Annotated in this window: 9 protein-coding genes, 1 tRNA gene and 1 pseudogene; 5 read left to right on the forward strand and 6 right to left on the reverse strand. The window is 52.2% G+C overall.

Annotated features, from left to right (window positions below):
- The coding region (locus D9597_RS01180; RefSeq protein ID WP_240780420.1) for a PAAR-like domain-containing protein at positions 1-1,776 on the reverse strand (1,776 nt) is incomplete at its 3' end.
- 2 nt (positions 1,777-1,778) lie between these two features.
- Positions 1,779-2,960 (reverse strand): DUF2169 domain-containing protein, encoded by a 1,182-nt coding sequence (locus D9597_RS01185; protein ID WP_130221422.1) that lies wholly within the window; start codon positions 2,958-2,960, stop codon positions 1,779-1,781.
- Positions 2,961-3,544: 584 nt separating this feature from the next.
- Here D9597_RS01185 and D9597_RS23165 point away from each other — a divergent pair.
- From D9597_RS23165 to D9597_RS01210, 4 genes and pseudogenes are all read left to right on the forward strand, one after another.
- A complete protein-coding gene (locus D9597_RS23165; protein WP_130221423.1) occupies positions 3,545-4,006 on the forward strand; it encodes a hypothetical protein in 462 nt (153 codons plus the stop codon).
- Positions 4,003-4,257: a helix-turn-helix transcriptional regulator gene (locus D9597_RS01200; RefSeq protein ID WP_130221424.1), complete on the forward strand. Its 255-nt coding sequence runs from the start codon at positions 4,003-4,005 to the stop codon at positions 4,255-4,257. Before D9597_RS23165 ends, D9597_RS01200 begins: the two co-directional genes overlap by 4 nt.
- A 149-nt stretch (positions 4,258-4,406) precedes the next feature.
- Entirely contained in the window at positions 4,407-4,679 is a 273-nt protein-coding gene (locus D9597_RS01205) for a HigA family addiction module antitoxin (RefSeq protein ID WP_130221425.1), read from the forward strand.
- A 785-nt stretch (positions 4,680-5,464) separates the two neighbouring features.
- Positions 5,465-6,350, forward strand: a pseudogene (locus tag D9597_RS01210) (integrase domain-containing protein).
- A gap of 1,012 nt (positions 6,351-7,362) precedes the next feature.
- Here the strand turns inward: D9597_RS01210 and D9597_RS01220 are convergent.
- From D9597_RS01220 to D9597_RS01230, 3 genes are all read right to left on the reverse strand, one after another.
- Positions 7,363-8,619 carry an integrase arm-type DNA-binding domain-containing protein gene (locus D9597_RS01220; protein ID WP_130221426.1) on the reverse strand — a complete coding sequence of 419 codons (1,257 nt, stop codon included), beginning with the start codon at positions 8,617-8,619 and terminating at the stop codon, positions 7,363-7,365.
- 159 nt (positions 8,620-8,778) lie between these two features.
- A tRNA-Phe gene (locus D9597_RS01225) sits at positions 8,779-8,854 on the reverse strand.
- A 105-nt stretch (positions 8,855-8,959) separates the two neighbouring features.
- The gene (locus D9597_RS01230; protein WP_130207927.1) at positions 8,960-9,667 is read right to left on the reverse strand and encodes a DUF554 domain-containing protein; all 708 of its coding nucleotides are present in this window, start codon (positions 9,665-9,667) and stop codon (positions 8,960-8,962) included.
- 401 nt (positions 9,668-10,068) lie between these two features.
- On the opposite strand from D9597_RS01230, the gene speC reads away from it, so the two are divergent.
- A complete protein-coding gene (speC, locus tag D9597_RS01235; RefSeq protein ID WP_130221427.1) occupies positions 10,069-12,204 on the forward strand; it encodes an ornithine decarboxylase in 2,136 nt (711 codons plus the stop codon).
- Between the two features lie 47 nt (positions 12,205-12,251).
- Here speC and nupG read toward each other — a convergent pair whose 3' ends face one another.
- A complete protein-coding gene (nupG, locus tag D9597_RS01240) occupies positions 12,252-13,508 on the reverse strand; it encodes a nucleoside permease NupG (protein WP_064529710.1) in 1,257 nt (418 codons plus the stop codon).
- Positions 13,509-13,647: the final 139 nt, after the last annotated feature.

Below are 13,647 nucleotides of genomic sequence, written 5' to 3' on the forward strand. Positions count from 1 at the left end.
CAGTGCATCGGTGCGTGACTGAAGTTGCGTGTTTTCCCATACCGTAATCTCTTCCCGACCGAGCGGGTCGATGCAGCGGGTGACCAGGCCATCTTCGTTATACCAGTAACGGGTTTCGCCGCCTTCCGCATCCACGTAGGTGGTACAGTGCTCTTCATCGTTATAGATAAAACGGTCGTTGTAATAGCCTTCAGTGGACAGGGTGCCGATGGCGCGACCCTGCGGGTCGTAACGGATATCCACGCAGGTTTTATCCGCATCCCGCCAGCGGGTCATAAACCCTTCAGCCGTGTATTCATGCCACAGATGAGAGAACTGGAAGGTATCGCACTCTGCCAGATAACCACGGTCGTCATACTTACATGTAACGAGACGCTGGTGCTGCGGTGTCACCAGGTCAATGCTTAACAGTTGTTGCTGTTGCCAGGCCAGCGCGAGCGAATAGCCGTCACTGTGGCGGATTTCCGTCAGCAGGCCATCCGTGCGGATAAAATCAATCCGGTTGCCATAGTTATCATGGACAGCAGACAACAGGTAAGTCCCTGTGCCTGCCAGAGAAAAAATCTGCGTCTGCTGTGTGCGGCGGTCAGACAGCGCCAGTTCTCCGCTCATGTTTCCCGTCAGCCGGTAGTGCGCCTGTCGTGAGTTGACTGCGCCGTTAAAAATGCCGTCCTGCGGAATGGGATAATACAGCTCCACCCCTTCACCGTCAGTGAAGTGCAGATAGCCGTCAGTGTTTACTTTCAGGGATACGGACCATTCATCGGTCCATTTGGGGCCAAAGATGCCGCCATGTTGTGCCTGAGAGCGATAAAACCGGGAAAGCGAGAGAGGAAGTGAGCCAGGAAGGGAAAGAATGCTGAAGTGCTGGAGAAAGTCGCCAGTTCCGGCGTCCACGGGTTCGCCGGGTTTTGTGCATTTCCTGCCTTCTGCACCTTTACCCAGACCAGCTTTAAAATCTTTCCAGCCCTTGACTATCCCGCCCTTAAGTCTCGCTGCCGCTTCTCTGGCCGCTTTTGCTGCGGCTCTGGCAGCTTTGGCTGCTTCTTTTGCGGCTTTGGCTGCCGCCTTCGCAGCAGCTTTGGCGGCATCTTTAGCCGCCATCTTACCCGCAGCCCTGGCACCCTTAACGACCATTTTGCCTGCTGCTGCCGCATCACCGATACCCGGCACAGATGCCATTACTGACATTGCCGCTTCTGCATAGTTTCCCCGCGCCACACTGATGCCCGCATTCAGCATATCAGCGAAGAAGCCAAAACCGGGAATGAATCCGGCAATATCCAGCCCTGTCTGTAGTGCATCCAGCCAGCCACCGCCTTCTTCTTCCTCTTCGTCAGTCTCCGGTTCATCCGGCGGGTCGGCCTCATCCGCAGAAACACCCGCAGGAGGTGGCTGACCAACAATCAGCCCGATTGTGTTGCGGCTGTTCATCCAGAATTCGTCGTTGTGCCGCAACATGGGCTTACCGCCAAAAAACACCGTTTCGCTGTGTCCCTTCGGTTCGCAGACATCCCCCACAGTACCGCTACTGACACCTTTTGCGGCACCTGCTGAATCCCCCAGTGTTTGAGGAATGGAACTCTGATTGAGTACCACCGCCGGACAGCCGTTCAGCTTCACCGACTGAACCACCATCACTGCTGAGGCCATATTGGCAGTAACGGGGTAAGGAACTGGCGGCGTGGAGTCTCCCCTGGGTGTCTTACAAACATCCGGTTTTACACTAACCACCTTCCACTGACCGTGCTGACGGGCTGTATAGTTGTCTGCCATATTTATGTTCTCCTCGTTCTGTAACGTGCTTCCAGTACCCGTACTGGTGGTGTGTTGCCTGGCAGCAGAAAACGCCAGGTAAGCGCAACAATCAGTGTGTCAGTATTGATTTCCACCGTGTCCAGCAGCATCGGCAGCGGCATACGATGCCCGCTCATGGTGCGCAGCAGTATGCGTCCCTCATGTGCAGGCAGGGTGAAATGGATATTCCCTTCAGGGCTAAAACCCGTCAGCACAAACTCCGGCCCCGGCAGCGGAAAGGGAATTCGCTGGTCATCCGGGGCGCAGTTCCAGTAGTTAAAATCAAAGTCGTCCGGCAGGTCAGGGTGCTGCGTTTCCAGCCACTCCTGGTCATAGGTGCCAGCAAGAGGTAACCGTGGCAGCCAGGTGCGCCCGATACAGCCAAAACCGGCTGGCTGATATTCGGGTGCGAACAAGTCGGCTTTCCCTTCGAGACAGTCTGTGAACTGTTTGAGTGTGAATGGGCTGTCCACGGCGATGATACGGGGCGCTTCAACCTGCGGAACCTGACAGGCCCGCAGATACCACTGCTGCATATAGCCCAGCCCCAGCGGATTGACCGGACAGGCCATATGCGCCAGCGGTGGATTATCACGGTCGGGATGTTCCCTGCGCTGCTCTTCGGTCAGTCGATATTCTTCAGGGATGCGGCTGGCATATTCGCTGTCGGCCTCCACGCGGCATTCACCGCCGAAAGCGTAGCGGTAGTCCAGGGGCAGGGAGGTGAATGGCTCCGGTTCAGTTTCATACCACTGCCGAGTCAGCGGCTGGTGGCGATAAAAGCGCTGACCAGTTATCCGCAGTTTTTTGTCTATCAGCACCTCACCTGTCGATGAGAGCATAAGTACACCTGCCGTCATTTCTGGCACGGCAGCGCCTCCCGGCGTATAAGCTGTTCCATTGATGATGATGTCGCAGGCGGGTTTCAGGGGAGCAAGGTCACTTTCACGCTGTATGGAAGAAGTATTTATTTTCCCAGAGAATTCATCTTCCACACAGAGCGGTAGCGGCGGGTTTTCGATAAGTTGCGTTTGCCACTGACCATTTCCGTCCTGTTGCAGCCGGAAGCCTGTTTTCATGGCGATAACGCGGTGACGTTCGCTATGTTTATCATCCATCGCATATTCCATCGCTGAAAACGGCGTCAGGTTACGAAATTCCATACGTCACCCCGGTTCCGTCTGTACCTGCCGCAAAACATAATTTTACTGATGGCACAATCCCCCCTGATACAGATAAAAACTTATCTCGCGGGAACCGGCATTGTGGCAGAGTGCAAAACAGACCTGATGGTACAACACCGGACGAAATGATAAGCATGATTACTGTATGAAACGGAATACTCCCGTTTGGCATTATTTTTTTTTGACTGATATCAACGGAGCGGGTTAGTCAGCAAAATATTTATTAATAATTGACTGCAAATTGCTCATCATATTATTCGTATAAATAATATTTGTATTTAATATTTGTGCTGTGATTATATTTGCATGTTTATTTGTTTTCATTGTATTGTTGCGCCGCGCCTGCAAAATCAGGCGTCGGGATTGGAACCCCGAAAGACTTCACTGACGACACAATCTTTTTGTGTCGCGCACGGTCACACCTCAATGGCGGGCCGGGCGGGGGCATCGCAAGATGCGCCAGTGTCAGTGAGGCTGGTAGTTCCAACCCCGTCCGGCTCCGCCACCCGCGAGATTGGAACCTCTGGTGGTGGACATGATCATCACTCACTGGAGGTTGCCTCATGGTTACAATCCTCGCCCCTGATTATGATTTACTCTCCGTTCCTTTCAGTGCAGCCACGGATTTCACCGATCTGGCCGACTACTGCGATCGCTTCGCCCAGACTCTGATCGAATGCCACGATCCAGCACTGAAAATGGCGCTCTGCGGCAGGCTTAATGCCTGTCTTGCATTGTTGCGGCCCACGATGAACGAGCCGATCCCGCCGCATCTGATCGACGGTTTTATTGCGAATGATCTTCCCGATGTTTCACCCGGTTTTGAACCTGATGCAGGAGCACTCTGCGATTACTGCCTGGCGCTGACGCAGATACTGAACAGTCACGCGCTGTTGCCGGAAACCGAAACCACGCTGACCGGGCTGCTATGCGAGCTAGTCTGGTACTTTGCCGCCAATCTGAGCGCCCCGCGCTGGATACGTACCGCTGACGGCGTGCAGGTTATCGACGGGAGGTCGGTATGATGCAACTCGATTGGCACCTCGCTGATATTATCGCAGGCCTGAGAAAACGGGGAACATCGCTGGCTGAGGTGTCTCGCAGCGCGGGACTGGCGTCCGCCACGCTGGCAAACGCGCTGACCCGTTCCTGGCCGCGTGGCGAAAAACTCATTGCGGATGCGCTGGAAACATCACCGGAAATCATCTGGCCGTCCAGATACTTCGATAATCAGGGCAACCACATTATAAGACTCATGCGAAAGCGGCGCTCCTGATGGCTGGCGCGTCAGGAACATGGTTACAGTAACATCAGGCTCTCCCGGCTCTCTGCCAGCTTCTGCTGGCGGAGAGCCGGGAGAAGACAAGCGAATCGCGGCAGGATGCCATCCCGCTGCTGGTAACGGTCACAACCGGAGTCGTTTTTATGTACATGTTTAATCCGCCTCATCCGGGAGCGGTTCTTCGTGATTATCTGAACGGCACAAGTATTGTGCAGGCAGCTTCTGCGATGAACATTTCCCGTTCCCGGTTATCCCGTATTATCAATGGACATACGCCAGTAACGGCTGATATGGCGCTGCGTCTGGCGACGCTATTAAATACCCGCGCTGAACTGTGGACGGGGATGCAGGCCGAGTATGATCTCTGGCAAGAGTCGCAAAAGCCACGGCCTGTTATCCGGTCACTTCGGGGTTAACTTAGTGTTTTTACATTCACGAATTTACGATAAATTCAGGGGGAAACCCTTTTTCCAGAAAAATGAGTTTCCCCTTTCTGCGCCAGAAATAAAAGTATAATCTCCCTCCTGCACTATCGCCTTCGGGCACCCTTTGGCTTCATGGTCTGCAAGAAGCCCCTGATTTATCAGGACGACCAGCCCTTGCTACCGGTACGACCTCCGCAATACCGGAACGCGAAAGCGTTTGAGGCGAAGTACATATATACAAGGACAGCTCCATCGTCATCGCTTAACGACAACAGTCTTCACCGGCTGAACGGTTTCTCTTTGCCGAAATTTCCGGGCCCACTTATACCCTGCTGATTACCAGCGCCCTTTAAATGACGGGTTGCGGCCTGCATTGCCGCCAGGCTTTGCTGCCGCGTGACCGTTAATCTGCACCAGAAACGCAACGTTAATCCTCTGCACCAGACGAGGCGTCACTTTGATCGCGTAAGCGAAAAAGCAAAGTGACGCCGCACAACTCACTGCCGCAAGCCGCGCCAGTTCTGGCCTGCGCCATATTTCCGCCGCCTGACATGCCCTTTGGGGCCGCTGTCAGTTCAGAGTAAAGGAGAAAAAGATCGATACCGAGGGGGGCACGACGCCCCGGAGACACCCCTGCTTCGCCAGGCAGTCTGTACCGCGTACAGCCTGAAACTCCCTAAACCTCAACAATCAGCCACTCCGGCGTGAAGGTATCGTTCTGGCGCAGCCAAAAAGCACACGCCGGAAACTGTTTGTTTTTGTTGTCAGGGGGAGTCATGAGCAAATTAAGCAGTGAAATGAAGGCGCTGGCGAAGAAAGCGGGCGGCAGCTTCAAAACGGTGAATGATCGTATCCATATTACAAAACGGTTCAGTGAACATTTACGGGCGCTGAATATCCAGATCCAGCGGGTGGAGCAGATCAAGGTTCGTCATATCGAATGCTACATTCAGGAGCGGCTGGAGCAGGATATTGGTCTACGCACGCTGCAAAACGAAATGGCGGCGCTGCGATCCGTACTGAGACTGGCGGGACGCCGACAGGTGGTGGAGCATCCGCGCCTGACCAATAAGGCGCTGGGGCTGTCAGGCGCTTCGCGCAACGGCACGCGCCGCGCCATTACGCCAGAACATTACCAGCAGGTGATGGAGAAAGCCCGCACTCAGGACGCAGGGCTGGCAGCAGCGCTGGAGATTGCGCGGCTGATGGGGTTACGCTCGCAGGAGGCGGTACAGAGTTCACAGTCGCTGAAAACATGGCTGAAAGCCATTGAGCGCGGTGAAACCCGGCTGAAAGTGGTGTTCGGCACCAAAGGCGGGCGTCCACGTTACACGACGCTCCTGGACGCTGGCGCAGTCAGGAAGGCGGTGGAAAACGCATTACCGATCGCCAGACAGCGCAATGGCAGGCTGATCGACAAGCCAGACCTTAAAACGGCGCTGGAGAGCTGGCACAAACAGGCCATTAAGGCGGGGCTGAAGGGGGAATTTTCCCCCGCACTCCCTGCGTTATGCGTGGGCGCAGGACGCGATCCGCCATTATCTGGCGCAGGGATTCAGCGAAAAGGAATCCCTGGCGCTGACGGCGACGGATCTGGGCCACGGCGATGGTCGCGGTCGCTGGGTGAAACAGGTCTACGGCTACCGCTGGAAGGAGGAATGACTGAATGCATGAATAGCGCAAAATAGTATGTTACTGCGTAACGACAGCGATTTATCGTACCCTTGCACCGGATCTGGCGCAGGGGGCGGTCGGGTTTTGCTGGTGCAGAGTTATATTATTAATAATGATGGAAAATGTTTTATTATTTCCCTGTTATAATCTGGCGCACAGTCCTGTCGTGTCTGATGATGTCTCCGGGTGAAAATAATAATAGTCATAACCTTGTATAAATACCGGATTGATAGATTTTTGTACAAAAAATTTTGGCCCCAAAATATTTTGTACGCTTTCCTGTTAAATAAATGATATCTATCGCCAATACTTTTCATAATAAATTAATTCTGGTGCAGAAGAATGTCTTAATGATTATCTCTATGTTTTTCTGTGTCCGCGGCATATTCTGCGAAGTCGCAGGATGGCTTATCATTTTATAAAAAATACTGCGACGGTTTTTGACATAATAATCTGCTTCATATAAATTAACAATCTCATGGGGCAGACTGTCATGATACATTTCCGAATGAACTGGTTGCGCCAGAAAGGGAAGGGTCATAAAGGTTAAGGGGCGATAAGGGTAACAGCGCCTGACAGGAAAGGGCCGAGAACCAAAGGGCCAGAAACTGGCGCAGTCCTGAATGTGTGAAGCGGCGGGACGCTGGTGCAGATTATTTTGTCTCTGCATATCTCGTGCAGTTATAATGTGTTTCAGGACGGACAGCCTGGTATTTTATGGTGCAGCCTTTAGGATATGTTAATCGGTGTTTTTGTGAAAATATCGCTTATTGATAGATTTTCATCTCCCGTGATTAACACGTTAATTACGGGAGGCGGTTACCTATTGATGGGTTATATATTGATTGGTTTTCACCCAAAATTATTCACCGGCGAATAATTTTGGGCGCTTCCCAATTAATAATAATTAAAACAGCGGCAATACCTCTCAATACAAAAAAGCAGATCCCGATCAATCAGGATCTGCTTTTCCATTTTAGTAATTTACGTTATTTTTGACTCAGGCTGCCTTATGCTGCCGCGCATAAATATACGGCGCAACGTACCCATCGCGGCTCACATCCAGATAATCCGACCACCACTGCATCATTTCCATTCGCGCTTCCAGATGCTCGGCCTTATGCACATACGCCGCCCGCACGCCGTTGCGCTCCTTGTGGCTCATCTGCCGTTCGATAGCGTCCTTTGACCACAGCCCCGACTCATTCAGGGCGCTACAGGCCATCGTTCTGAAACCGTGACCACAAACCTCCGCTTTGGTGTCATAGCCAATCACCCGCAACGCCTTGTTAATGGTATTTTCGCTCATCGGCTTCTCCAGCGAATGCGCACCTGGAAAAACGAAAACCGACTCGCCAGTGATTGCCTTAATCCGCTTCAGTAACTCCACTGCCTGCGCGGACAGCGGCACCAGATGCTCATCCTTCATTTTTGCGCCACGCTCCGAAAAACGCACGCCCTTCACCGCTTCACGCTTCGCTGGCACCGTCCAGATATGGGCTTTCAGATTGAACTCATCCCAGCGGGCAAGGCGCAGCTCGCTGGAGCGCAGAAACACATGCAGATTGAGTTCCAGCGCCAGCCGGGTCAGTTCCCGGCCTTTATAGCCGTCCATCTTCTCCAGCAATTCTGGCAGGCGTTTCAGGGGCAGGGCGGGGTGATGCTGGGTCACAACCGGGGTCACGACGCCATCCAAATCATACGCTGGGTTATATTTGATAATCCCCTGCTGTACGGCGTGGCGCATGATTTTGGTCAGGTGTTGTTTCACCCGCCCGGCAACGTCATGCACGCCTTTATCGTCAATGGCTTTCACAAGCTGCGCCAGATGCCGGGTCTCAATCTTCGCAATATCCATCGTGCCGATATCGGGGAAAACATAGCGTTTCAGGCAGGTAAGAATTTTATCCGCGTGATTTTCCGACCAGAGCTTCAGGCAACTGGTATGCCACGCGGTGGCGATAAACTGAAACGTCCGGGAGGCGTCAACGGTTTCGGATTTGCGTAACTGAGAAGGGTTAACGCGGGATGCCAGCAGCTTACGCGCCGCATCGCGTTTTTCGCGGGCTTCCGCCAGCGTAATCTGTGGATAGGGGCCAAAAGCCAGACGGCTTTCTTTGCCACCAAAGAAATAGCGAAAATACCACAGCTTAGAACCGCTGGTGGATACCGTCAGGTACAGACCTTGCGAGTCGGTGAGCTTGTAGGATTTTGCGAAGGGCTTTGCAGCGCGGATTTTACTATCAGTCAGGGCCATATGGGTCTCCTTAGTTCATCGAACTGAAAGACCCCGAATCTGACCCCAAATTTTCCGGATACATAGGAACAAATCAAAACGTACCGGGAAAGATTTTTATGCTAACTTGCTGAATTTCATACATATAGAGATTCATAGAGAAGCATAAAAAAGAAAAGGTGGTGCCCGGACTCGGAATCGAACCAAGGACACGGGGATTTTCAATCCCCTGCTCTACCGACTGAGCTATCCGGGCAACGGGGCGCATTAAACCTGATTCGCCTCGTCTCGTCAATCAAATTTCTTCAATTTACGGCAGACTGCACAATCTATCATCAGTTTGCCGTTATCGCTCGTAATGTCAGGCAAACCAGGTGGTCCAGGCAGCGGAAAGCGGCATTGCCAGAAGGAGGGCAGGAAGCATATTGACCACCGGGAACATTTTTATGCCGCAGATGCGTAAGCCGGTTGCCAGCAGCAATAAACCACCTACGGCGCTGAAGTCCGCCATCATCGACGGTGTGGTCAGCGGTAATATCAGCGCAGCAGCCCACGCCAGCGTTAACTGGATGATGAGCAATGGAATACTAATCACCGATACCGCAATGCCAAGTGAACAGGCGAAGATCATCGCTGTAAAGAAATCAAGAAATGACTTGGCGATTAAAATACTCGGATCGCCTGTCATCCCTTCATTCATCGCGCCGAAGATCCCGGTGCCGCTGGCACAAAACAGGACAATAATCGCGACAAAATTCTGAATAAAAGATTCATGCGCAGATTTCTTGCTCGAGTGACGAAACAGATTCTGCGCTTTAGCGACCGCAGTATTGACGCCTTTTTCCAGCAGACAAATTTCGCCGATTAATGCCCCGAGTAGCGTAGCTAAAACCATCGCCGGAAGGTTGGCACATTTCACCACCAGTAAAATACCAATTCCCAGCGATGCCAGACCAAAAATCGATGTCATAGAGACGCGGATGTGTTCCGGTAAGCGTTGGCTAAGCAGTGCGCCGAGGGCGCCACCCAGTAATACTGCACTTGCGTTGATAAAAGGGCCGATGACCACAAGAGTTCCTGTTAATTGTGTTGTTTGATGTTTTTATTATGAACTTTTTGCCCCGTCGATTGCTTGTCTGGTCGCAAAGTCCTGGCTTGCACGCGTTAGCGAAAAGTGCCATGATTGCGCGAATTTTCTCCTTCCTGTACGGAGCTTGCCTGATGCACGCCGCCTCCTTACATTCTTTCGCTTATCGCCGTTTCGCGCGAAATGTCTCCTGTTCTGTGACGCTGCTTTTTATGCGGTGACGTTAACGTATGCTCACTGCAGGGCAACAGTAAAATCAGAGCGTTTCTGCTTTTACTGATGTCTGGCGGTCGGAGCTGATGACCAGTTTGACCCACATCTCATGGGGCAGGGGGTTCCACCTTGCCCGGTATTTTTACTTCCCCGAAACGGGTTTTGCGCTTATGAAATCAATGAGTATTGCCGCCAGTGGTGAACTGGTTTCCCGACTTTCTACCCATCGCCGCGTGGTGGCGCTGGAAGATACTGATTTTACGGACGTCGCGGCAGTCGTCATTACCGCTGCGGATAGTCGTAGCGGCATCCTTGCGTTACTTAAGCGCACCGGTTTTCATCTGCCGGTGTTTTTGTATTCTGAAGATGCGGTTGAATTACCCGCGGGCGTTACGGCTATCATCAACGGCAATGAGCAGCAGTGGCTGGAGCTGGAATCCGCAGCCTGTCAGTATGAAGAGAATTTGCTGCCGCCATTTTATGACACGCTGACCCAGTACGTTGAGATGGGCAATAGCACCTTTGCTTGTCCTGGGCATCAACATGGTGCGTTCTTTAAAAAGCATCCTGCCGGACGCCATTTTTACGATTTCTTTGGTGAGAACGTCTTTCGCGCCGATATGTGTAACGCTGACGTAAAATTGGGCGATCTGCTTATTCATGAAGGTTCCGCAAAGGATGCGCAGAAATTCGCCGCCAAAGTCTTTCATGCCGATAAAACCTATTTCGTGCTGAACGGCACATCGGCAGCGAATAAAGTGGTGACGAATGCGCTGTTAACGCGTGGTGATCTGGTGCTTTTCGACCGTAACAACCATAAGTCGAATCATCACGGTGCGCTGATTCAGGCGGGGGCGACGCCGGTGTATCTGGCAGCCTCACGCAACCCATTCGGTTTCATTGGCGGGATTGATGCGCACTGTTTTAATGAAGAGTATCTGCGCCAGCAAATTCGCGACGTTGCGCCAGAAAAAGCCGAATTGCCGCGCCCGTTCCGCCTGGCGATTATTCAGCTGGGAACCTATGACGGCACTATCTACAACGCCCGCCAGGTGATCGATACCATTGGGCATCTGTGTGATTACATTCTGTTTGATTCTGCATGGGTCGGTTACGAACAGTTTATCCCGATGATGGCAGATAGCTCGCCGCTGCTGTTAGAACTTAACGAAAATGATCCGGGGATCTTTGTGACTCAGTCGGTGCACAAACAGCAGGCGGGATTCTCACAGACGTCGCAGATCCATAAAAAAGATAACCATATTCGCGGGCAGGCGCGTTTTTGCCCGCATAAGCGGTTGAACAATGCTTTTATGCTGCACGCCTCTACCAGCCCGTTTTACCCGCTGTTTGCCGCGCTGGACGTTAACGCCAAAATTCATGAAGGGGAGAGTGGGCGTCGGCTGTGGGCTGAGTGTGTAGAGTTGGGGATTGAGGCTCGCAAGGCGATTCTTGCGCGCTGTAAGCTGTTCCGCCCGTTTATCCCGCCCGTTGTTGATGGTAAATTGTGGCAGGATTATCCGACATCAGTGTTAGCCAGCGACCGCCGTTTTTTCAGTTTCGAGCCGGGGGCGAAGTGGCACGGCTTTGAAGGATATGCCGCGGATCAGTATTTTGTTGATCCGTGCAAGCTGTTACTCACCACGCCGGGTATCGATGCCGAAACCGGCGAATATAGCGATTTTGGCGTTCCAGCGACGATTCTGGCGCACTATCTGCGTGAGAACGGCATTGTGCCAGAGAAGTGCGATCTCAACTCCATTCTGTTCTTATTAACTCCGGCGGAAAGCCACGAGAAGCTGGCACAGCTGGTGGCGATGCTGGTGCAGTTTGAACAACATATTGAGGATGATTCGCCGCTGTCTGAAGTGTTGCCGAGCGTTTATAACAAATACCCGGTGCGCTATCGCGACTATACCCTGCGCCAGTTGTGTCAGGAGATGCATGATCTGTATGTCAGTTTTGACGTCAAAGACCTGCAAAAAGCGATGTTCCGCCAGCAGAGCTTCCCGCCAGTGGTGATGAATCCCCAGGACGCGCATAGCGCTTATATTCGTGGTGAAGTGGAGTTGGTGCGCATTCGTGATGCCGAAGGGCGAATTGCGGCGGAAGGCGCGCTGCCGTATCCACCTGGCGTGCTTTGCGTGGTGCCAGGAGAAATGTGGGGCGGAGCGGTCCAGCGTTATTTCCTTGCGCTGGAAGAAGGCGTGAATTTGCTGCCGGGATTTTCGCCGGAGCTACAAGGTGTCTATAGCGAAACCGATGCGGATGGAATGAAACGGTTATACGGTTATGTGTTGAAGTAAGAATAAAAAACGGGGCACCTTCTGGCGCCCCGTTTTTCTTTGCGTAATTAGTGGCTAACAGTTTGTGTGCCGGCAGGGACACGAACGTGTTTGTATTTAAACATCGCCATGAATGCGAAGGCCAGAATCACGGAGTAACCGGCGAAAATCAGCCATACGGTCTGCCAGTCGGTAATGCCGTTTTGGGTGTACATCTCAACCACTTTACCGCTCACGATGCCACCGAGGATACAGCCGAAGCCGTTGGTCATCATCAGGAACATCCCTTGCGCACTGGCGCGAATTGCCGGGCTAACTTCTTTTTCGACAAACACCGAACCAGAGATGTTGAAGAAGTCGAACGCACAGCCGTAAACAATCATCGACAGAACCAGCAGTACGGTGCCGAACGGAGTCGGGTCGCCGTAAGCAAACAGTGCAAAACGCAGGATCCATGCCACGATACTGATCATCATTACGTTCTTAATGCCGTAGCGGCTTAAGAAGAACGGGATGGTCAGAATGAACAGGGTTTCAGAGATCTGCGAAATCGACATGATGATTGACGCATGCTGCACGATGAAGCTGCTGGCAAACATCGGATCTTTGTCGAAGCTGTGCAGGAAGGTATTACCGAACATGTTGGTAATCTGCAGTTCCGCGCCCAGCAGCATCGAGAAGATGAAGAAAATCGCCATACGCTTGTTTTTAAACAGCGCGAATGCATCGAGGCCGAGCAGCGTCGTCCAGCTCTGATTCGCTTGCTGTTTAGCAACCGGAATATACGGCAGCGTAAAGGTGAACAGCACCAGAACGGCGGAGAGTGCTGCGCCAATATATAGCTGCATGTGGCTCAATTCAAAGCCAGACAGGCTCACTACCCACATCGCCATGATAAAGCCGATGGTGCCCCAGATACGGATTGGCGGGAAATCAGTCACAATATCCAGCCCGGCATTTTGCAGGCGATAGTAGGAAATCGTGTTGATTAACCCAAGCGTTGGCATATAGGCAAACGAGTTAATCAATATCACGAGGAACATCGCCTCCGGCGTGGTGACTTGCGCCGCCATGAAGAGAGTGATCGCACCAATAGTGTGACAAATGGCGTAAACCCATTTCGCACTTAACCATTTGTCGGCCACAATCCCCAGCAAAGCAGGCATAAAGACCGCAGCGATACCCAGCGAGCTATAAACAGCGCCAATGGAAGCACCGTCGAACTTCAGGGTAACGAACATATATGAGCCGAGGGTCGTCAGCCAACTTCCCCACAGACAGAACTGCAGAAAAGAGAGGATTTTCAGCTGCAGCTTAAGATTCATGTTAATTTCCTCACATCGTGATGCGGATGAGTGTTTTAAAAAGCACATTTGACCGTGCAAGATGATGCGATTCTATCAACTTCACTGACTGTTTTTTTGTTATCCGTAGCAAATAATTGCAAATAATCTCAATTTGCAA

This window comes from Escherichia sp. E13S3 (genome assembly GCF_004212325.1).
Classification (GTDB): domain Bacteria; phylum Pseudomonadota; class Gammaproteobacteria; order Enterobacterales; family Enterobacteriaceae; genus Escherichia.